We start from the raw sequence: 21,274 nt of genomic DNA, 5'->3' as shown, positions 1-21,274 counted from the left end.
GCGAATGAATAAAAACAAAAGGTGTAAGTTTTGAAAATCATATAGCGAAAAATGAAACCTACTTCTTCCAAACAAAAAACCAATCCAAAGCCAGCTGCAAAGTCCAAATTAAAATCGAAAATCAAATTTCCCTCGGAAGAAATTTCCTCTTATTATTTTAATTTAACACCTGTAATGTTTGATTTGTTTATGGAAATCCGAACCTGGATCTATGAATTGTCGAAATCAGATGAAAAAATCGGTGAAATTGAAGAATGTTTAAAGTGGGGGGAACCTAGTTTTTTAACTCCCAAAACAAAATCGGGTTCTACCATTCGGATGGCAAAAGTCAATGAATTCGAATTTGCACTTTATTTTAATTGTAAAACTACGATTGCCCAAGAAATCGCAATGGAGTTTCCAGAATTAAACTGTGATGGGAGAAGAGCAGTATATTTTTCTGTCAGTAAAAAACTTTCTAAAGCAAAATTGATTGCATGTCTAAAGAAAGCATTGTTATATCATAAAAGATAATAACTAATTATAAGCTGATTCTACAAACGTACTCGCAACAATATATTATCTTAATACTTCGATAAATTTATCGAATATATCTTTTTTTGAAACAGGTTTGGATAGAAAACCATTAAATCCTGCCTCTTCTATTTCACGTTGTTCCTCCAAAGTTACATTTGCCGTAAATGCTATTATGGGAGTAAATTTAAATCGATCAGCGTCTATTTTACGAAAAATTTTTAGTAATTCGAATCCATTTAAAGTCGGCATTTGAATATCCATTAATACAATATCAAACAAATTTTCATCAAATAAAGTGACGGCTTCATAACCACCGGAGGATAGCGAAATACGAAACGCTACTTTTTCTAAGAATTTTTTTACGATAAGCAAATTTTCTTGAACATCATCTACGATTAGAACTTTTAAATTATGAAATTGTTCTTTTGTTTGTTTGAGTTGAGAATTTTCTAAAATAGCAGAGGTAGAAATGATTAATGGGATTTTAAATACAAATTCTGATCCTATACCTAAGGTACTTTTGACAGCGATATTTCCATTCATAAGTTCAACTAGTTTTTTAGAAATTGCTAAACCTAATCCTGTGCCTCTTTGAAAAATTTGATTCGATTCATGAGCTTGGTAAAATCTTATAAATAAGTTATTAATTTTTTCCTCAGTCATACCAATACCAGTATCTTTGACTGTAAAAACAAAATACTGATTATTTTCTAAGCTAAGTGATAAACTAACTTGTCCATCATTCGTAAACTTAAATGCATTACTCAGCAAATTAAACAAAATTTGAGAAATTCTATTTGAATCACCTTTAACAAGCAAAGGAACATCTTTTTCAATTTGTATATTAAATGTTAACAGCGTTCCTTTAGTTTTGAATTGAAAAATTTTATTTAAATCATTTAATAAATGATCAATTCTAAATTCATGCGTATCAATCGAAAGAAATCCTTGTTCCAATTTTGATAAGTCTAAGACGTCATTAAGAACGTTTAATAATGTTTTATTGGCTATATTGAAAATGGATACATATTCTTTTTGTTCAGGTTTTAATTCTGATTCATCAAGTAGCTCCGCCATACCTGAGATTATGTTCATTGGAGTCCGAATTTCATGGCTCATGTTTGCTAAAAAATCATTTCTAGCTTTAACGGACTTTTCCATTCGTTCGATTGCTGAATTTAATTCAATTGTTCTTTCATTCACCTTATTTTCTAGGTTTTCATTGAACAAAGTTAATTCATTTGTAAGTTGTTCATTTGTGCTGAACGCTTCGGAGTGTCTGACTGCTAATATGATTCCTTGAGTAAAAATCATAAAAATTAAACCATAAGAAGCGGTAAATGGTATTTGTATTTTCTCCTGAATAATTAACATATCAATAATGATAGTGACTAGCGCCACGAACATACTGCCTAATGATAACCAAGAATGTTTTATCTTTTTAGTTATTGCAAGAACGTTGAGTCCGATAGCAGATAGGCTCAAAATTAATACAATATATTGAAAATGTAATACTGTATTTGAAATTGATAAAGTATCAACTATTAATGCGTAAACAAAGTAGCCTATAGAAATGGTATAACAAGAAATTATGATTTTATTTTTAAATCTAAATTCGATTGGTAAAGAGAAAAAATGAATTGCTAAACTTGGTGCAAAATACATCGCACTATACTCAATTAGCAAAAAAAGTTTATAATTCCCATTCGGAAAATATTCGCGTAAAATTTGTTCATTTTGCACTAATGCTCTTATTAGTAAGAACAAACATAAAATTGAGAAGATCAAACTAGACTTATCTGAATTTCTAATTAAAAAATAGAAAAAATAATATAAACTTATAATAAATAGAACACTAATTGAAAATAGATCCGAAATTCTTCGTTCGTTTGAAATTGAATTGATTGCTTTTGGAAGACCAAGGTATATTTCTCTGCCAATTCCTCCAACCCTATGTTCAAAATTAGATTCGTGGATAACAATGTTTAGAATATCCGAATTCGAATAAATATATCCTATCGAAGGTGCATGAACATTTTTTGAAGTTTCCTTCTTGGTTCCGAACATCCCCACTGATTGTGATAGTAATCCGTTAACAAATAATTCATAAGCACCCGCATGGTAATCTGCTCTCAGTAATAAAACTTTATTTTTCCAATCTTCTGGTATTTTAACTTGGAGGTAATAAGTTGCATATCCGGTGCTGCCTAATTTTTTCCCATGAATCATTTTTTGGTTCCAAGAACTGGGAACTACAATGATTTCTGATTCGGATTCTAAATTTTGCAGTTGGTTTGGATTTTTAGATTCGTTCCAAAAAAATTTCCATTCACCTTTTAAATTCGCGAATTCATTTTTAATAATTGGATCATTTTGAATCGACAAATCAAGATACCCATTCTTAGCTACTGGTGAATTTGAGTGGGATTTAAATAGGTTGCACTGCAAAAAAGGAAGTTGGTTTAGTAAAAATAGAAATAATAAGATTAACTTTCGATTTTTTAAAACCACTACTTTTCGAAAATTTGATATTAATCATTGTTTGTCTACTAGAATTAGCAGATTATTCTTGAAGTATTGATTTCTCCTTAAAATGATATAAGAAAAACGGGTAACTTAGAAGTTACTCGTTTTTCTTTCGCCTTCTGGTTCTTTTTGTCCTCGCCAACCGCCACCAAGTGCTTTATACAAACCGACGTTAGATTCTAATAGACTATATTTTAATTCATAAACTTCGATCTGAGCTTCTAGGAAGTCACGTTGTGTGAATAAAACATCAATGTAGTCAATGCGGCCAGCCTTAAAGAGAATGTTTGAAATTTCTACAGACTCTTTTAGGTTTTGGACTTGTTTTGTTTTTGCCTCGAACTTTTGGTTTAGGTTGTTAATTTTTACGATTTGGTTGGTGACTTCTGTAAATGCTTTGAGGAGTGACACTTCATAATTGTATAAAGCTTGGATCTGCATATTGTTTGCCGTTGCATAGTTTGCTTCAATGGCCTTTCTGTTGATGAGTGGAGCAATGATTCCACCACCTATTCCATATGCTAACGAAACGGGTGTTCCTTTGAAATGTTTAGAATTAAAGGCTTCATATCCAATATTTCCATCAATCATCAGTGATGGATAAAATTTGGCCCGGGCAACTTCGACATCTAACTTTCTAGATTCTAAAATTAAAGTAGCTTGTTTGATATCTGGTCTATTTTCCAGAAGATCCACTGGCACTGACTTTTGAATTTCAGGAAGTGTAATCTCTAAAAAATCACCCGATTTCCTTGTGATTTTTTCTGGAAACCTTCCGAGTAAAAAATTCAATCGGTTTTCTGTGATGGCGATTCGTTGAACGATATCATACTTTCGTGCTAAGTTTTTAGAAACTTCTGCTTCAAACCGTTTGACTGCTAGAGAAGTAGTTCGACCCGCTTCTCGTTGTAGGACTACGATTTCTTTGACTTTGGTTAGAACTTCAATGTAGTTCTCGACCAATTGGAGTTGGTTGTCTAGGGCAATCAGTTCAAAATAAGTATCAGTAATTTCTGCGACTAAGTTTGTGACAACATATCGTTTTCCTTCAATTCCTGCCAGATAACGAAGGTAAGCTGACTTAGTAGCGTTTCTTAATTTTTTCCAGATATCGATTTCCCAACTCATCACAAGGCCACCGTGGGCAAATAGAGTTGGGGAATTGGCATTGGGTGTACTGAAGCGTTCTTTTTGTTCGCTTCCACCGTCAGCTTGGAGAGATAACTTAGGAAGGTATTCCCCTTGTCTTGCAAACACTTCGTTATTAGAAATGTTAATTTCTTGTTCTAAGATGGCAAGTTCCTGGTTATTTTCAATTGCAACGTCAATGAGTTCGACTAACTGTGATTCTTTGAAAAATTCCTTCCAAATTTGATTAGCCAACTTCTCCGATTTTTCTGAGTTTTCCCAATTTAAAAATTCATCTGGAAGTTTTAAATCTTCTTTGTCTCTTTCTAAAAGAGCGGGAATACAAGAAAATGTGAATAAAAATACAGAGGCAATGATAATTCGTTTCATCTTATTTCTTTCCCCTTTTTGATTGTTTTCTTTCGAGTTCTGAAGTTAAGTAACTCTCTGGTGATTCTGAGAGTGGCATATTGTCTTCTTTGTAGATTAAAGTTTTACCCTTTGCAATGTTTGCAAAAATAATGTATAATCCCGGAACGATGATCACACCAAAGATGGTTCCAAATACCATTCCACCTAACGCACAAGCACCGATGGTATGGTTGGCGATGGCTCCTGGACCTGTTGCAAAAACGAGAGGTAACAAACCCGCAACAAAGGCAAACGATGTCATAAGGATGGGCCTAAATCTTGCTTTGGCTCCTTCGAGAGCAGCATCAAATACGCTTAAACCTGCTTCCTGTCTTTGCCGCGCAAATTCTACAATTAACACCGCATTTTTTCCAAGTAAACCAATCAACATGATCATCCCGATTTGTGCGTAAATGTCGTTAGCAAGACCTAACAATTTCAAAAGAAAGAAGGTTCCAAAAATTCCTGGTGGGAGAGAAAAGATCACCGAAAATGGAATGATAAAACTTTCATATTGAGCAGAAAGAACTAAGTAAACGAAGACAATCACCGCTAAAAAGATAAAGATGGCTTCGTTTCCGCGCGCGGCTTCATCATAAGAAAGACCTTCCCAACCCACTTCAAATCCAGCCGGAAGATTTTTAGATGCTTCTCTGATACCTTTGATGGCGTCACCAGTCGTATAACCTTTGTTTGGCAAAACGTTGATTACCGATGATGTATAAGCATTGTACCTCGTAATTTCATTGGCTCCTTGTTTTTGTTCAAGGGACAAAAATGCAGAGTAAGGAACCATTTCACCTTTGTCGTTCGGAGTGAATAAACTCAAGATGTCCGATGGCAATCTTCGAAATTCAGGAAGGGACTGGACATAAACTTTAAAGAACTGGTTAAAACGAATGAATCCTTGCTCATAAGTACTACCAACAAGGATATCCAAATTGTCCATTGCTTCTCCAATGTTGACACCTTTTTGCATTGCCAGTTTTCGATCCAACTTCACTTCGAGTTGTGGAAACTTGGCTGAATAAAAAGAGAATAGTCCTGTTAATTCTTCTCTTTTGCGAAGTTCACCCATAAACTCCTCGTGAACTTTGTCAAAGGCCGTATAATCCCCGCTATTTGTTTTGTCTAACAATCGAAACATCACACCACCGGCCGCCCCAAATCCAGGTACTGCGGGAGGTTCAAAAAATTCAATGATGGCACCAAAGTTTTTTGTATTGTGTTCGAGTTCTTCCATTACATCGTGAACGGAATTTTTTCTTTCAGACCAATCTTTTAAACTGATCAGACAAGTTCCTGCGTTGGAACCTTCTCCCTCTGTTAAAATCTCATAACCAGCAAGTGACGCAACTGAGTCCACACCTTCAATTTTTAATGCGACCTCTTGAAGTTTGCGAGCAACATCATTTGTTTTTTCAATCGTAGATCCAGGAGGAGTTTGTATGACAACGTAAATCATACCTTGGTCTTCTCCGGGAACAAAACCTGCGGGAACAATTTGTGTTAATAACAAAAATCCAACAGTAAAACTGAGAAGGATAGAAACGATAAACACCTTCGATCCAGAAAAACGGTGCATTAAATTCACATACTTTTCCGTAACGATATCAAAATAGAAATTGAATTTGTTTAAGAAGATATCAATAGGATTGTGAGTTTTTTTATCATGAGTATGGGATTTCAGAATCATAGCTGTAAGCACTGGTGTGAGTGTTAATGCTACGAATCCTGATAACACAATGGACGTTGCCATCGTGATCGCAAACTGCCTATAAAATACTCCCACAGGTCCCGGCAAAAAAGTAACCGGAACAAAAACAGCAGTCATAAGGAGCGTGATGGCAATTACGGCACCACTAATTTCACCTAAAACCGTTTTTACCGATGCATAAACACTTAAATGTTCTTCGGCCATTTTTGCATGCACTGCTTCCACAACCACGATGGCATCATCCACAACAATTCCGATGGCAAGAACCATAGCAAAGAGTGTGATTAAGTTAATGGTTAATCCTAAGGCCATCATAAAAGAAAAGGCACCAATCAAAGATACGGGAACTGCTATGATGGGAATGAGAGTGGAACGCCAGTCTCCGAGGAAGATAAAGACTACAATAGCCACTAAAACAAAGGCTTCCACAAGAGTATGAATTACTTTTTCAATCGCGGCATCGATAAAGTTTGAAACATCATAACTGAGTTTGTAATCCATTTGTGGAGGAAATGTTTTTTTCAGTTCCTCTAACTTGGCTTTGATGTCTTCAATAACTTCTTTTGCATTACTCCCTTCCGTTTGTTTGAACATGATGGCTGCAGCGGGATGACCATCCACATCGGAATAAATATTATAAAACTCGCTATCAAGTTCTACTTTTGCTATATCTTTTAAGTATAAAACCTCGCCGCCATTTTTAGCTCGTATGATGATGTTTTCATACTGCCCAGGTTCATTATACCAACCTTCATAAGTTAAAGTATATTCTAAAGATTGTGCTTGTTTTCCAGAACTTTGACCAAGCCGACCAGGTCTTGCAATGATACTTTGGTTTTTGATGGATTTCATCACTTCGTCAGTGGTTACATTGTATGCTCGCATTCGATCTGGATTTAACCATACACGCATAGCATATTGTCTTGTTCCAAGGATCTTTGCTTGTCCAATTCCATGAATACGTTTTAGTTCCGGAAGTAGGAATACTGTCGCATAATTATAAAGAAACTTTTCACTGGCATTCGGGTCTTTGCTGTATAAATTCACATACAACAACATACTCGGTTGTACAGGTTGTACAAAAATACCTTCTAGTCGTACTAACTCAGGAACTCGGTACATCATCTGATCCACCCGAGTTTTTACTTGTACAAGGGCATCATTTGGATTGGTTCCTGGTTCAAATAAAACTTGGATGATGGCATCACCAGAACTGGTAGATGATGAAATCATATACCTCATCCCTGCAACCCCATTGATCGCTTGTTCGAGAGTTGTGATGGTTGATTGCACTAATACTTGTGCACTTGCACCTGGAAAGGATAAGGTGATGGTTACCCTTGGTGGTGCAATTTCAGGAAATTGTGATACAGGAATGTTTTTGATGGAAATCAATCCAACAAAAACAATTAACACGGATAAGACGATGGCAAGGACGGGCCTTTGGAGGAATTTAGTAAACATAAATTGGTCTCCTAATGCGCAGCTAAGTCAAAACTTTTTAAGATATTCTCACGAGACTCCACTTTGTATTTAATTACATCGTCATCGTGAACTTTACCAAGACCTTCTAAAAGTATGATATCATTTTCGGAAATTCCAGATTCTACAACGAATAGATGGGGAATTTCATTTGCTATTTTGATCTCAGTGGCTTTGATTTTACCTTTAAGATTAATTATATAAACATAGTGTTTATCTAGAACTTCGAAGGTTGCCTTTTGTGGAATGATCAAAGCATCTTTTAGTTTTTCATGAACTACAACGTTACCAGTTTCTCCGTGGCGGAGTAGTCTATCGGGATTGGGGAATGTGGCACGAAAGGGAATGGTACCTGTTTCACTATCGAATTCACCTTCAATGGTATCGGCGATTCCTTCCTGTTGAAAAAATTGGTTATTCGCCATTAAAAATTTAACCTTTAATGGTTTATCACCTGCTTTCTTCTCACTCGTGAAATTCAGATAATCCTTTTCTGATACATTGAAATAAACCCAAAGTTTGGAAATATCAGAAATGGTTGTAAGGAGAGTTCCTTCTTCTACTAAACTTCCCAATCGAACTTGGAACCTGTCGGTAATTCCTGTAAACGGTGCAGTCACTGTAGCTAAGTTAAGGTGAATTTGAGCCAGATCCATGGCGGCTTTGTTTTTTTTCAGCCTAGCTTTAATGAGTGATAATTCTGTTTGAGATACTACATTTTCTTTAAAAAGTTTTTCTGTGTTTTCGTATTCGATGGAAGTAGATTCATACTCTGCTTTTGCTTTTTCATATTGAGCATTGACAAGCATGGGCATCACTTGAAAAAGTTTTTGTCCTTTTTTAACCACTTTCCCTTCATCCATATAGATGTTGGTTAAGTAACCTTTTTCAAACGCTCTGACTTCAATTCGTTGGATTGCTTTTACTTGGGCCACATAACTTTTTTCAATGGTTACATCTTGTTTCCAAGGGTATGCCGCCATAAGAGAGTTTTTTTCTTCGTGGTCTCGGGAATGGCAGTTAACCAAAATAATATTGATTAAAGTGATGCTAACGATCAGTATAAAAAGTTTACGAAAATACGAGTTTGTTTGTTTCAAAGAAAATTCCATGGTATCCTCACTTTGTCCAATCCGAAGTCGGAACAAATGATTAAGATCTTAATTCAACCGGCAGCATTGGTATGCGCCTTTAAAGATAAAAGATGTTAGATGGAAATTTTGGGTGGGGCGCGGTTCTTCTGTTTTTTTAAGATTTCGTAAGAAACGGGTTCCAGAAGGTGGAAACTTAAAAATTCAGAGGAAATGACAATCGTTTGGGGAATATACGAAGATAAAGAAGAATGAATGTGATTTTGATGTAGCGAATCTAACTTAGCTTCTTCTTCTGTAGGTTCAGAAAAATTGCTAATGAATCGGTTGAAATCGTACAAATTTGAAGTATTGTAAGATTGAGTTTTTGTGTAGTGAGTGAGGTTCGACTGATACCCTTCAGTGGTTGTACTGATGAATACTAGTGAGAATAGTATAATGGCTATTCTACTTAGGAGTGTATTTGAAATAACTCGAACCATCTACTGCCAGCGAATTCTTGAAAGGAGAATTGTCAACAGTTTAAAACAATTCTAAATTCAATTCTAATTTAATGATACGAAACGATTTCATGGATTGTTTCATAATAATTTTCTATTTTGCAAAAATAACTGCCTCATTCGGGAACAAAAGTAATCCACCAGTGTCCAACTCCTTTTCTAATTCAAAAGAAGAGGTTCTATTCTTTGTGCTGAATAAAATTTGATTCAAATCCCATTTTCTTGGGTAAGAAACATTTACTGGTTTTGAAGAGAAGTTTAAAAATATATATGTCTCTTCTTTTCCTTCTCTTCTTCTGTAATATAATACTTGTTTGTCGGAACTTAAGTGTATTTTTAATTTTCCCTTTCTTAAAGACTTTCTATCCTTCCGAAGTTGGATCAGTTTTTTATATGTAAAAAAAAGTGAATCCGGATCTTCTTTTTGTGATTCTACATTGACAGTGTTTGCATCCTCATAGAGTGGAAGCCATGGTTTGCCTGTTGTAAATCCAGTGGTTTCTGATCCATTCCAAGGCATAGGAATTCGTTCTGGGTCACGGCCAGGATGGAAAGGCCAATACCTTTTTCCCACAGGGTCTTGGATTTTCTTATAAGCAACTTTCTGACGTTTCATCCCAATTTCTTCACCGTAATAAAGAAATGGAGTTCCACGAAGAGTTAACATCATACAGGCGGCAAGTTCTGCTCGTGCTTTTGTATCGACTCCTTTTTCGTACCTTGTGATGTGACGTGGGAAATCATGATTGGAAAGAGTGTAGTTCGGCCAATTGTCCTCCCCTAGGGCCGATTCAAAATCTTTTACAATTTGGAAAAATCGTTCGGCCTTCCACGGCGAAAATAGGAACATAAAATTAAATGCAAGGTGTAGCTCGTCATTACGTCCACAGTAGGTAGCAGGAAGGAGGACATTTCCTGGAAAATCTTGCATGATTTCACCAACAAACATTCGTTTTTCGGAATAGGAATCGAGTAGTTTTCTCATCCTACGTAGGATTCCGTGCATCTCTGGGCGATCCCGATCATAAGCATGCACTTGTTTGTCATAAGGCCTTGGCCCCTTCATAAAATAAGAAACATTGTTACGTAAAAATTCATCTTTTACATATAAGTTAACAACATCGAGTCGGAATCCATCCACTCCCATATCCAACCAATACTTCATCATTTTGAAAATGGCATCTTCTACATCGGGATTACGCCAATTGAGATCTGGTTGTTCTTTGAGAAAGGAATGGAAATAATACTCACCGGTTCGTTTGTCATATTCCCAACCAGAACCACCAAATGCACCAAGCCAATTGTTAGGTGGCCCACCTTGTTTTGGTTCCTTCCAAATGTACCAATCTCTTTTAGGACTGTTGACTGAAGATCTGGATTCGACAAACCAAGGGTGAAGATGGGAAGTATGGTTGACCACAAGATCCATGATGATTCGAATTCCACGTTTGTGTGCTTCTTTCAACAATCGTTTAAAAGTTTGGATGTCTCCATATACGGGATCAATTTCTTCATAGTCAGATATATCGTATCCAAAATCAAACATAGGAGATGGATACACGGGCGATAACCAAATGGCATCAATTCCAAGAGAGTCTTTGGAACCTGCAAGGTAATCCAATCTGTTTATGATTCCTTCTAAATCACCAATTCCGTCTCCATTGGAATCTTGGAAACTACGTGGGTAAATTTGATAGATGACTGCTTCTTTCCACCATGCCATATTAAAAGTTAATCTCCATGATTCCTTGGTTTTCTTTCACACGTGCTACGGATAAAATTCTTTCTTTGATTGCGAGGAGTAAACCCGTGTCTTCAATTTTTCTACCGTTTTTAGTTTGAATATGAAATGAGTCATAAGCAAAATCTGCACTGGTTGAGATCCTAACAAAAATGACTTCTAACTCAAAGTCGAGTAATGTTTTCAAAATTCGATACACAAGTCCAATAGAATCGGGAACTCGAACTTCTAATACGGAATAAGATTCTGATAGATCGTTAGCAAATTTTACTAGTTCTTCTACCATTCCATCGGGAATTTGTGGTAATGTTTTCCAAATGTTGGTTGTGGATGCAAGGTCTTCGATATTGGTTTTACCTTCGATACAATCCGTTAAAGTAGATTCAATATCGGATATTTGTTTTTCTGCAATTTCTCCACTTCCAAATTCGTCAGTGATTTGCGCTTGTAAAATGAGTTGGTTTTCTTCGGTTCGAAAAAGTCGTAATCCTACCAAACTAAGTCCTAAAGAAGATATGGTTCCAGATAAATAAAGTAACATTTGTTTGTCTGCATTGGCAAATATAGACAAGGTAACAAAGGCCGGTTCTCGTTCTGTAATCATTCGGAAAGGTAATCCAGAATTTTTCCATTCATAAAGTAATCCAAAATGTTGGAAAACACGTCTAGGAGTGTTGTAGTTCAAATAAGAAGTCGGTCTTATTTTCATCCCAAAGGTTACAATGTGTTCGGATTGTTCTGCGGTAAGTCCTTCTTTTTCGATTAAGTAAGTTTCTAAAGTGGTTTCGATTCGTTCTTGGGTGTCGGTTAGATTTTCTTTTTTTTGTAAATAGGCAAGTGTAGAAGTAAATAGAAAGTGTAAAATTTCCTTTTTCCAGTTAGTCAGGATTCCTTGGCCTACCGATTTTGTATCAATGATGGTAAGGATGTACAAAAGCCTCAGAGTGTTTTCGTTAGAAAATTGTTTTGCAAAGGAAGAGATTAGTTTGGGATCGTAAATGTCTCGTTTGGAAGATAATTCCGACATAACAATATGTTCGGCAACAAGGAATCGTAAAAGTTCAGTATCTTCTTCTGACAACCGAAACCTTTCCGCAATGATGAGTGCAAGTTCTGCTCCGTATTGGCTGTGATCTCCTTCCTTTACTTTTCCCGCATCATGGATGAGAATGGCGAGTGCTAAAATTTCAATTTTTTCACAAACATTAAACACATCTTGGACTTGTCTATCTTCCCATAAGTCAGCAATGAGAACATCCAATTCTCGCAAAATCAGAAGAGTATGTTCATCAACAGTGTATTGGTGGTGATAACTAAAAAGAGGAAAGTTTGTACAAGCTCCAAACTCTGGAATGAGTTTTCCAAGAATGTTACATTCATGCATCAAAGTGAGTGTGTGCCCAATTCGATTTTTTTTGCGTAACATTCCCATAAAAGTATCTAAAACAGATTTTTGATTTTTGAAATCATCATCTAAGAAGTGTGATGCGAATCGAATTTGGTTTAAATCAATACGAGATGGTTCTTCTGCGTTTCCTTGGGACTCATCAAAAAATTGGATGATATCATCATACAAACTATCTGGATTCGAAAGTTCTTTTTGGATTCTTTTTTTGTTAAAATTGGTTTTTTCATCCAAATAAGTTCCAATATAAAAATACACATCCTTTTGTGCTTTGTAAAATTGGCTCATAAAGGATTCGAGAGTTTTGATTTCGTTTTTTGGACCAAATCCTAAAAACTCAGCAACTTCCGGTTGGAGTCCTAAATCCAATCTATCATTTTTTCGCCCACTGACGATGTGAAGTGCTGATCTGGTTAAAAGTAAAAAATCATAAGCAGATAAAAGAGTTAAACTATCTCCAATCAAATAAAAATCAAAAATGCCACCATCAGCGGAATCTGCGAGTGGATTTGTTTTTTCGATCCAATACATATGTTGGATATCACGAAGTCCTAATGGATCTATTTTAATATTGGGTTCAGAAAGTAAAATGGGGTTATAAGAATTGATGATTCGTTCGCGAAGATAAGAAAGTTTCCATTCATTAAAAACTTTGATGGTTTTTTCAGGAATTTTTCCGAGGAACTCTGTTTTGTATTTTTGGAAAAGGACTTCGGAACCTACAAGGAACCTGGAATCAAGAACCGCATGAAAAGTTTCAATTTGATCCAAATACAAAAAAGATTCTTTGATGGTGCGGCAAGAATGTCCTACTTCCTTTTCATTGTTATATAAAAAAGTATTAATCTTGGAAATGATTTGCCCAAGGACTTTGTCAGATAATTTTCCATCGTGAAGGTAGAGAATGTCGATGTCAGAGTAGGGTGCGAGTTCTCGCCGGCCATACCCACCAACGGCAATCAAACAAAGATGATCTTTTAAAGGGATACCATCGGATACTTCGTTAAAAAGAGAACGAATGGACTCGTCGACAAGATTACTCAACTGGCGTGTGAATAAACGACCGGAAGAAACTGTTTTGGCTTTTGGAAACGTCCGTTGCAGTTTTGCCTTGAGTTCTGATTTCATCATGTTAAGATGTGTTCCTACCTTATTGGACAACTTTAACATGAATCCGAAGATTAAAATCACAATTCAGTTTATTTTCAGCCATCTTTCTGCCTACCTACTGGTTTCTATCCCTTATTTCCAGTTAGTGATGAAAGATTATTATGAAGGAGAAACTGCGGTTTTTCCATTGTTTCTTGTCACTGCAAACGATGGTGCTGCTTGGGCGAGGGCCATGTCTTGGTTGTTTCCTACACTTATTTTCCAAGCCATCCTTATGGTTAGTTTTTTAATTGTGATTTGGGATTGGTTTCGATTGCAAACCTTCGGCAAACAGATGTTTGTTTTAGTTTGGATGAGGACTGTGCTTGGTGGACTTGCGGCCATTTCCCCGGCTGTAGGAAGTTTGGAAGGAATGGTATTTTTAATTCCGGAAGTGACCATCTCCATTCATCTATATGTAGTGTTTGAAATTTTTTTGCAATCACTGGTCCAAGCAGGGATTTTTTTAGGTTTGGTGAACCGGTGGAATCCAAAAACATAGATTTGCTAACTTCAATACCAAAATAGAATTAAACTTTGAAACATTAAATAATAAATTAAGTTGAGATCTTGTTTTATGCACATTCGTAATTTTCAAATTCCAATTGTTTCGATTCCAAACTTGTTTGGTTTCACAAATAAAAAAGTAATGATTCTTTTTATCGGAATTTTTTACCTTTCCACCAATCTTTTATTTGCTGATGGATGGGAGACTTCTATTTGGAAAGATAAAACCTATCGCAACCAAAGAGTGTCAAGTGCAGATCCAACCAACGGAAACGATGACTTCATCAAAATTCCAAAGAAAAAAACAATCGCGATTGCAGAGATCAAAACAAGGGGAGTCATCAAACACATTTGGATGACCCTTGCCAGTAAAGATCCCATGGCCAGAAAAAATGCGGTGATTCGGATGTATTGGGACAACCAAACCCATCCATCCGTTGAGGTTCCGTTAGGCGAATTTTTTGGTCAAGGTTGGGGAGAAGAATACATAATGAATTCATCACCTCTTGTGGCCGCTCCCAAAAAAGGAAAGTCAATGAACTCTTACTTTCCTATGCCATTTGAATCTGGGGCCAAGATAGAAATTGAAAATGAATCGGACGAAGACATCAGCAATTTTTATTTTTATGTTGATTATGAAGAATGGAAAGAACCTTTAAATTCCAATTTACGTTTCCATGCGCAGTGGAATCGTTCGGTGACACAACCTAACACAACGAATGGGAAAGAAAATGAGTGGGGTCTTCTCGGAGAAACAGAAAAAACAGTTTTTAAAAAGGAAAATTACTTTTCTGTTCTCGAAACGGAAGGCAAAGGCCAGTTTGTTGGTCTCAATTTGTATCTCGATTCCCCTACACCACTTTGGTATGGAGAAGGGGATGATTTGATTTTTATCGATGGAAATCAAACGGAGGCCAATTTAAAGGGAACTGGAACCGAAGATGTTTTTAACACAGCTTGGTCACCAAAAGAAATCTTTATGCATCCATACTTCGGATATCCACGAGTTTCTGATTCTGTGGGTTGGTTAGGCAGAACTCATTTATATCGATTTTGGGTGGAATCCCCTATTCGCTTTGAAAAAAATTTCCTATTCTTATTAGAACATGGGCATGCAAATTCCTTGACCTTAGATTTAATCTCTGTTGCTTATTGGTATCAGAGTCTGAATTCAAAACCAATGAAGGTTTTGCCGAAAAAAGAATTCCGAACCAATAAACCGGAAATTAATTTTCGTCACATCCATAAGTGGCGGGATTCATTCCGAAGCGAAAAAGGTTATGGGGAAATTTGGGGTTATGAATGAGATTTATTCAGATATGTTTGCGAGAGAAATTGTCTCTCAATCCATCGATGCAATCGTAGTTTTAGATACGAATTACAAAATACTTTTTAGTAATTTAGCATTACAATCGTTAACTGGTTTTTCCGAAGACGAGTTAAATCAAAAAACGTTTTCTTTTCTTTTTCCTCCTAATGAAAAAGGGGAACAAAGTTCTATAGAATCGTTTATTAGTTCGAAAGATTCCCACTACATCGCTGGGTTTTTAAAAGAACTGGAACTGGTCACGAAACCAAAAGGCACCATTCCTGTGGAAATTCGAGCCTTTACCATTCATAACGAAAACCAAATGTTTTATGCGGCCATCATTCGCGATGTGCGGGAACGTAGACGTCTGGAAGAACAAAAAAATGTTCTCATTAGTAGTTTGAAACGTTTGGCCTATATGGATGAACTCACCATGTTACCGAACCGCCGATCCTTCTCTGAAAGTTTACAAAAAACAGTGGCTACAGTCAAACGTCGCAACAGGGAATCAGTGCTTGCCGTTCTTGATATCGATCATTTCAAAGTCATCAACGATACCTATGGACATGACATCGGGGATTTGGTTCTCAAAAAAATGGCCAATATCTTTGTGGATTGCCTGAGAGAAGAGGATACAGTGGGAAGGATTGGCGGAGAAGAGTTTGGTTGTATCCTTCCTGACACAACCACTGACGGCGCAACGATTGTACTCGATCGCCTACGAGAATCCGTGGAGAACCACAGGTTTTTTATTTTTGATAACTATTACCTCAACATAACCCTAAGCATTGGCTACACTAAGGTTCATCCCATCCAAAAACCGGAAGAGATTTTGAAATTGGCAGATATCGCACTCTACCAAGCGAAGAATCATGGCCGAAATCGGATCCAAGTCTACCCTGTGTGACATAATTTTAGCAGATTCTCACAAACTCTGCTAAAATTCCAGACTCCAATCTTCTTCCTGCTTGACGAAAAAATCCCAAATCCATAAACTTTAAGCATAGATTGGCACTCTAATCATCAGAGTGCTAAAGGAAGTGCCAGAAGGATATGGATCTATCCCCTAGACATCGATCTATTTTGAAAGCCTTGGTTGAGGAATTTGTATCGGACAACAAACCGGTCGGATCCAAAACCCTTTCTGAAAAATACGATATCGGTGTTTCCCCAGCCACCATCCGCTCTTGTTTGGCGGAACTGGAAGAGATGGGTTTCATCGTGGCAAGGCATACATCTGGCGGTCGTGTTCCCACAGAACGTGGCTACCGGTTGTATGTGGATAGTTTGGTGACTCTTTTTGAGTTAACCATGCGGGAGAAACAAAGGATCCAGGAAGAGTATCTTCGGATGCAATTTCGATTGGACCAAGTTCTCATTGCCACATCTAAAGTTTTGGCTTCCCTTTCGCAATCAGCGAGTGTGGTTCTTGGCCCTGAAGGGTCACTGGATACACTCAAACATATAGAACTCATCCACGTAAACGGTGGAGAAGTTCTTATGATCCTTGTGATGCGGTCAGGTACTGTGCTCAATCGAAATATATTTTTCGATTATCACATCTCACAAGAGACCCTGTATCAAATTTCAAGATATTTGAATGATAACGTCAAAGGTTTTGATGTTCATGAAATTCAAAGTAATCTGATCCCTCAGATGATGATGAAAAAGGAAGGTCCAGAAGGATTTTCACAATTTGCACCATCAATTGCAAGAGCCATGGGATCGGACAGTTTGTCCGTTGATAACCTGTATATCGATGGATTAAAAAACTTATACGAAAACTTTAAGGATGAAGAGGAACAATTAGAAAACATCCTGCATCTATTTGATGAAAAACAGTTCCTCAAAGAGTTTTTTAGCGATTATGTTCCGATGGATGGTGTTTATACCATTATCGGAAAAGACGGTAATGAAAAGTTAGGTGGTGTTACCATCATCACTACTAATTACCGAATGGGAGAGAAGAGGATTGGTTCCATGGGAATCATAGGTCCTCAGAGGATGAATTACAACAAGGCATTACCTTTGATTGAATTCACTTCAAAGTTAGTTTCAGAAATGATTACGAAGTTAAGTAGATAAGTAGGAGGAAAAATGGCAGAAGAAACAAACGGATCCGTTGATGAACAAAATGTGTCAGTCGAAGAAGGGCAGGCCATTACGGATGAAGCCATTGAACAAGCGGTAGAGGGTGCTGAAAAAGAACTCGATAACGCTAAAAAGGAAATCGAAACTTTAAAAGATTCTTGGTTAAGAGAACGTGCGGAGTTTCAAAACTACAAACGTAGAACCGCAAACGACTTGTTAAATGCAAGAAAAGAATCTATTAAAAAATTCGCGGAAGGACTCACTGGTGCTTTGGATAATTTGGAACGAGTATCAAATGTTCCAAACCAAACTCCGGAAGTGGTGGCTTTCGTAGAAGGTATCAAGATGGTTCAAAAGGAATTTTATTCCGTATTGGAAAAAGAAGGAATCAAACGTTTGGATCCGAAAGGAATGGCGTTTGATCCAATGCTTATGGAAGCAATTGCTTCTGAGGAAAGTGCAGAGTTTACGGAAGAGACGGTTGTGGAAACTTACCAAGCTGGTTATTACCATGAAGAAGGTGAAAACAAACAATCCATTCGTCCTGCACGTGTGAAAGTGGGAAAACCACAAAGTTAATATTAGTAAGAAGGAGAAGACTATGTCTAAGGAAAAAATTATAGGTATCGATTTAGGAACCACTAACTCTTGTGTGGCGGTTATGGAAGGTGGAGATCCTGTTGTCATTCAAAACTCAGAAGGGGCAAGAACCACTCCTTCGATTGTTGCCTTTACCGCAAAGGGTGAAACCATTGTGGGTCAGTTCGCAAAGAACCAGGCAATTACGAATGCAGTAAACACAATCCGTTCTGCGAAACGTTTTATCGGTCGTCGTTTTAACGAAGCTGGTGACGAATCCAAGATGGTATCTTACAAAGTGATCCGTGCTGGAAATGATGGTGTGAAATTTGAAACCGTTTCTGGTGAATTCACTCCACAAGAAATTGCGGCTCGTGTTCTTCAAAAAATGAAGAAAACTGCCGAAGACTTTCTTGGCCATGAAGTAAAAAAAGCAGTAGTAACTGTTCCTGCTTACTTCAATGACGAACAAAGACAAGCAACAAAAGACGCAGGTCGCATTGCTGGTCTCGAAGTAGAACGTATCATCAACGAACCAACAGCAGCAGCTCTTGCTTATGGTTTTGATAAGAAAAAAACCAGTGCAAAGATCGCCGTATACGACTTAGGTGGTGGAACTTTTGACGTTTCTATTCTCGAACTTGGTGACGGTGTATTCGAAGTAAAATCCACAAATGGGGACACTCATCTTGGTGGTGACGACTTTGATAACGTAGTTATGCAGTGGATGATCGACGAATTCAAAAAACAAACTGGAATTGATATTTCTGGAGATAAAAACACAGTACAACGATTGAAAGAAGCTGCTGAAAAAGCAAAAATCGAGTTGTCTGGAACATCTTCCACTCAAATCAACCTTCCATTCATCACAGCTGATGCTTCTGGTCCAAAACATTTGGATATGACACTCACCAAAGCAAAGTTTGATGAAATCACAAGATCTCTTGTCGAAAGAACTCGTATTCCATGTATCAATGCATTAAAAGATGCAGGTCTTTCTGCTAGCGAAATTGATGAAGTCATCCTTGTGGGTGGATCGATTCGTATCCCTGCGGTGCAAGCTCTTGTAAAAGAAATTTTTGGTAAAGAACCAAACAAATCTGTAAACCCTGATGAAGTGGTAGCCGTTGGTGCTGCGATCCAAGGGGGAGTTCTTGCAGGTGATGTTACTGATGTATTGTTACTCGATGTAACTCCACTTTCTCTTGGGATTGAAACTCTCGGTGGTGTGATGACAAAACTCATCGAAAGAAACACTACCATCCCTACAAGAAAGTCACAAGTGTTCTCTACTGCTGCAGACAGCCAAACAACAGTTTCGGTTCATGTATTACAAGGGGAACGTGAGATGGCTAGTGCCAATAGAACCCTCGGTCGTTTTGACTTAGTGGGAATTCCATCGGCGCCAAGAGGTGTACCTCAAATCGAAGTAACATTTGATATCGACGCAAACGGTATCGTCCATGTATCTGCGAAAGATTTAGGAACAGGAAAAGAACAAAAGATTCGTATTGAATCTTCTTCGGGACTCTCTGAAGAAGAAATCAAAAAGATGGTGAAAGATGCAGAAGCTCATGCGGAAGAAGATAAAAAACTTCGCGAAGCTGCTGATACTAAAAACGAATTGGAAGCTATTGTTTACCAATTAGAAAAAACCATCGGTGAATCTGCTGACAAACTCGACGAATCAGAAAAACAAAGAGCACAGGACGAAATCAAACGCGGCCGTGAAGCTATGGAATCTGGTGATGTAGAAAGAATGAAAGCTTCAAGAGATTCTATCCAACAAGTAGCAATGCAAATTGGACAAAAGATTTATTCACAAGCAGGCCCTGAAGCAGGAGCTCCAGGTGCAGACCAAGCGGGTGCTGCAGGTCAAGGTGCAAGTGAATCTTCTGCCGGTGGCGAAAAGGTCGTTGATGCGGATTACACCGTAGTTGATGAAGATAAAAAATAAATAGAGAAAAAGAAGTAAAACTATGAGCGACCGTGGTTACTACGAAGTATTAGGCGTTTCGAAAGGTGCCTCTGATGATGAGATCAAGAGCGCCTATCGTAAGTTAGCCATTAAATATCACCCTGACAAAAATAAGGGTGATAAAGAAGCGGAAGAAAAATTCAAAGAGGCAACAGAAGCCTATGAAGTGTTACGTGATGCGCAAAAACGTGCAGCTTATGACCAATTTGGTAAAGCAGGCGTAAACGCTGGAGCCGGTGGAGGATATGGTGCAGGAGCTTATACAGACTTCTCCGATATCTTTGGTGACTTCGGTGATATCTTCAGTGAGTTTTTCGGAGGCGGAGGTGGTGGCGGTAGCCGCGGTGGTGGAAGAAGGTCCGGTCCTCAAAGGGGATCGGATCTCCGTTATAATTTAGAAGTTAGTTTAGAAGACGCTGCTCTTGGAAAAGAATATAAAATTGAAATTCCAAGACTTGAAACCTGTGTGGATTGTTCAGGTTCAGGCGCATCAAAAGGATCTTCACCTACAGTTTGTCCCGATTGTTCGGGAACAGGCCAGGTGCGAAGAACCCAAGGTTTCTTTAGTGTGACAACCACTTGCCCTCGTTGTAAAGGAAAAGGAAAGGTTATTTCCAATCCTTGTAAAACTTGTAAAGGTGAGGGCCTAACAGAGAAAAGACGAACCATTCATATTAAAATTCCTGCAGGTGTTGAATCGGGTAGCCGACTCAAAGTTTCTGGCGAGGGAGAGTCTGGTCCTAACGGTGGTCCAAGTGGTGATTTGTATGTAGTCACTCATATCAAAAAACACCCAACATTCGAACGCCAAGGGAACGATTTAATTGTTCAAAAAACAATTTCATTGTCCATGGCTTGCCTAGGTGGTGAGATTGAAGTGCCTTCCATTGACGGAAAGACCATCAACTTGAAAATTCCAGAAGGAACAGAAAGTGGACAAATCTTCCGATTGAAAGGACATGGAATTCCTTACCTTGGTTCTTATGGCAAAGGGGATCAACACGTAATCATTAAAGTAGAAATTCCTAAGAAACTTTCTAAAAAACAGAGAGAACTGATGGAAGAATTTGCCCGTGAGTCCGGCGAAAAGGTCGGCAGTGGCGGAAAATCTAAGTTGTTTTTCCGCTGAACTTTTGGAGTATTG

Annotated in this window: 15 protein-coding genes; 8 read left to right on the top strand and 7 right to left on the bottom strand. The window is 37.6% G+C overall.

Annotated elements, in window-relative coordinates; translation table 11 throughout:
- Nucleotides 1–51: 51 nt before the first annotated feature.
- The gene (locus EHQ24_RS10910; RefSeq protein ID WP_244310388.1) at nucleotides 52–513 is read left to right on the top strand and encodes a hypothetical protein; all 462 of its coding nucleotides are present in this window, start codon (nucleotides 52–54) and stop codon (nucleotides 511–513) included.
- A 45-nt stretch (nucleotides 514–558) separates the two neighbouring features.
- Here EHQ24_RS10910 and EHQ24_RS10905 read toward each other — a convergent pair whose 3' ends face one another.
- From EHQ24_RS10905 to EHQ24_RS10875, 7 genes are all read right to left on the bottom strand, one after another.
- Complete coding sequence (locus tag EHQ24_RS10905) at nucleotides 559–2,901, bottom strand: ATP-binding protein (RefSeq protein WP_135601660.1); 2,343 nt, start codon at nucleotides 2,899–2,901, stop codon at nucleotides 559–561.
- Nucleotides 2,902–3,132: 231 nt separating this feature from the next.
- Entirely contained in the window at nucleotides 3,133–4,560 is a 1,428-nt protein-coding gene (locus tag EHQ24_RS10900; RefSeq protein WP_135601659.1) for a TolC family protein, read from the bottom strand.
- A 1-nt stretch (nucleotide 4,561) separates the two neighbouring features.
- Nucleotides 4,562–7,762: an efflux RND transporter permease subunit gene (locus tag EHQ24_RS10895; protein WP_135601658.1), complete on the bottom strand. Its 3,201-nt coding sequence runs from the start codon at nucleotides 7,760–7,762 to the stop codon at nucleotides 4,562–4,564.
- Nucleotides 7,763–7,773: 11 nt separating this feature from the next.
- Nucleotides 7,774–8,880, bottom strand: a complete 1,107-nt coding sequence (locus EHQ24_RS10890; RefSeq protein WP_244310387.1) for an efflux RND transporter periplasmic adaptor subunit — start codon at nucleotides 8,878–8,880, stop codon at nucleotides 7,774–7,776.
- A gap of 107 nt (nucleotides 8,881–8,987) precedes the next feature.
- Complete coding sequence (locus tag EHQ24_RS10885) at nucleotides 8,988–9,353, bottom strand: hypothetical protein (RefSeq protein ID WP_135601657.1); 366 nt, start codon at nucleotides 9,351–9,353, stop codon at nucleotides 8,988–8,990.
- Nucleotides 9,354–9,465: 112 nt separating this feature from the next.
- A complete protein-coding gene (locus EHQ24_RS10880) occupies nucleotides 9,466–11,094 on the bottom strand; it encodes an alpha-glucosidase (protein WP_135601656.1) in 1,629 nt (542 codons plus the stop codon).
- Between the two features lies 1 nt (nucleotide 11,095).
- Nucleotides 11,096–13,648 carry a [protein-PII] uridylyltransferase family protein gene (locus tag EHQ24_RS10875; RefSeq protein ID WP_135601655.1) on the bottom strand — a complete coding sequence of 851 codons (2,553 nt, stop codon included), beginning with the start codon at nucleotides 13,646–13,648 and terminating at the stop codon, nucleotides 11,096–11,098.
- Between the two features lie 37 nt (nucleotides 13,649–13,685).
- On the opposite strand from EHQ24_RS10875, the gene EHQ24_RS10870 reads away from it, so the two are divergent.
- The 7 genes from EHQ24_RS10870 (at nucleotide 13,686) to dnaJ (ending at nucleotide 21,259) form a co-directional block, all read left to right on the top strand.
- Nucleotides 13,686–14,168, top strand: a complete 483-nt coding sequence (locus EHQ24_RS10870; RefSeq protein ID WP_135601654.1) for a hypothetical protein — start codon at nucleotides 13,686–13,688, stop codon at nucleotides 14,166–14,168.
- Between the two features lie 75 nt (nucleotides 14,169–14,243).
- The gene (locus tag EHQ24_RS10865) at nucleotides 14,244–15,479 is read left to right on the top strand and encodes a glycoside hydrolase family 172 protein (RefSeq protein ID WP_135601653.1); all 1,236 of its coding nucleotides are present in this window, start codon (nucleotides 14,244–14,246) and stop codon (nucleotides 15,477–15,479) included.
- Nucleotides 15,472–16,389, top strand: a complete 918-nt coding sequence (locus tag EHQ24_RS10860) for a sensor domain-containing diguanylate cyclase (protein ID WP_135601652.1) — start codon at nucleotides 15,472–15,474, stop codon at nucleotides 16,387–16,389. The genes EHQ24_RS10865 and EHQ24_RS10860 overlap by 8 nt, the downstream gene beginning before the upstream one ends.
- Nucleotides 16,390–16,535: 146 nt before the next feature.
- Nucleotides 16,536–17,567, top strand: coding sequence for a heat-inducible transcriptional repressor HrcA (gene hrcA, locus EHQ24_RS10855; protein WP_100743742.1), 1,032 nt, complete (start codon nucleotides 16,536–16,538; stop codon nucleotides 17,565–17,567).
- Nucleotides 17,568–17,579: 12 nt separating this feature from the next.
- Entirely contained in the window at nucleotides 17,580–18,152 is a 573-nt protein-coding gene (gene grpE / locus EHQ24_RS10850) for a nucleotide exchange factor GrpE (RefSeq protein WP_135601651.1), read from the top strand.
- Nucleotides 18,153–18,174: 22 nt separating this feature from the next.
- On the top strand, nucleotides 18,175–20,109 hold the full coding sequence (gene dnaK / locus EHQ24_RS10845) for a molecular chaperone DnaK (RefSeq protein WP_135601650.1): 1,935 nt from the start codon (nucleotides 18,175–18,177) through the stop codon (nucleotides 20,107–20,109).
- 22 nt (nucleotides 20,110–20,131) lie between these two features.
- The gene (gene dnaJ / locus EHQ24_RS10840) at nucleotides 20,132–21,259 is read left to right on the top strand and encodes a molecular chaperone DnaJ (protein ID WP_135601649.1); all 1,128 of its coding nucleotides are present in this window, start codon (nucleotides 20,132–20,134) and stop codon (nucleotides 21,257–21,259) included.
- The last annotated feature ends 15 nt before the right edge of the window (nucleotides 21,260–21,274 follow it).

The sequence above is a fragment of the Leptospira noumeaensis genome, assembly GCF_004770765.1.
Lineage (GTDB): Bacteria > Spirochaetota > Leptospiria > Leptospirales > Leptospiraceae > Leptospira_A > Leptospira_A noumeaensis.
The sequence above is the reverse complement of the archived record's forward strand: the minus strand, read 5'-3'. Positions and strand labels throughout refer to the sequence as shown.

Excerpts from the sequence above, each read along its gene's own strand:
- EHQ24_RS10900 (WP_135601659.1), bottom strand. The coding sequence starts at position 4,560 with ATGAAACGAATTATCATTGCCTCTGTATTTTTATTCACATTTTCTTGT.
- hrcA (WP_100743742.1), top strand. The coding sequence starts at position 16,536 with ATGGATCTATCCCCTAGACATCGATCTATTTTGAAAGCCTTGGTTGAG.
- dnaJ (WP_135601649.1), top strand. The coding sequence starts at position 20,132 with ATGAGCGACCGTGGTTACTACGAAGTATTAGGCGTTTCGAAAGGTGCC.
- grpE (WP_135601651.1), top strand. The coding sequence starts at position 17,580 with ATGGCAGAAGAAACAAACGGATCCGTTGATGAACAAAATGTGTCAGTC.
- dnaK (WP_135601650.1), top strand. The coding sequence starts at position 18,175 with ATGTCTAAGGAAAAAATTATAGGTATCGATTTAGGAACCACTAACTCT.
- EHQ24_RS10875 (WP_135601655.1), bottom strand. The coding sequence starts at position 13,648 with ATGATGAAATCAGAACTCAAGGCAAAACTGCAACGGACGTTTCCAAAA.
- EHQ24_RS10860 (WP_135601652.1), top strand. The coding sequence starts at position 15,472 with ATGAATGAGATTTATTCAGATATGTTTGCGAGAGAAATTGTCTCTCAA.
- EHQ24_RS10910 (WP_244310388.1), top strand. The coding sequence starts at position 52 with ATGAAACCTACTTCTTCCAAACAAAAAACCAATCCAAAGCCAGCTGCA.
- EHQ24_RS10865 (WP_135601653.1), top strand. The coding sequence starts at position 14,244 with ATGCACATTCGTAATTTTCAAATTCCAATTGTTTCGATTCCAAACTTG.
- EHQ24_RS10870 (WP_135601654.1), top strand. The coding sequence starts at position 13,686 with ATGAATCCGAAGATTAAAATCACAATTCAGTTTATTTTCAGCCATCTT.
- EHQ24_RS10880 (WP_135601656.1), bottom strand. The coding sequence starts at position 11,094 with ATGGCATGGTGGAAAGAAGCAGTCATCTATCAAATTTACCCACGTAGT.
- EHQ24_RS10895 (WP_135601658.1), bottom strand. The coding sequence starts at position 7,762 with ATGTTTACTAAATTCCTCCAAAGGCCCGTCCTTGCCATCGTCTTATCC.
- EHQ24_RS10885 (WP_135601657.1), bottom strand. The coding sequence starts at position 9,353 with ATGGTTCGAGTTATTTCAAATACACTCCTAAGTAGAATAGCCATTATA.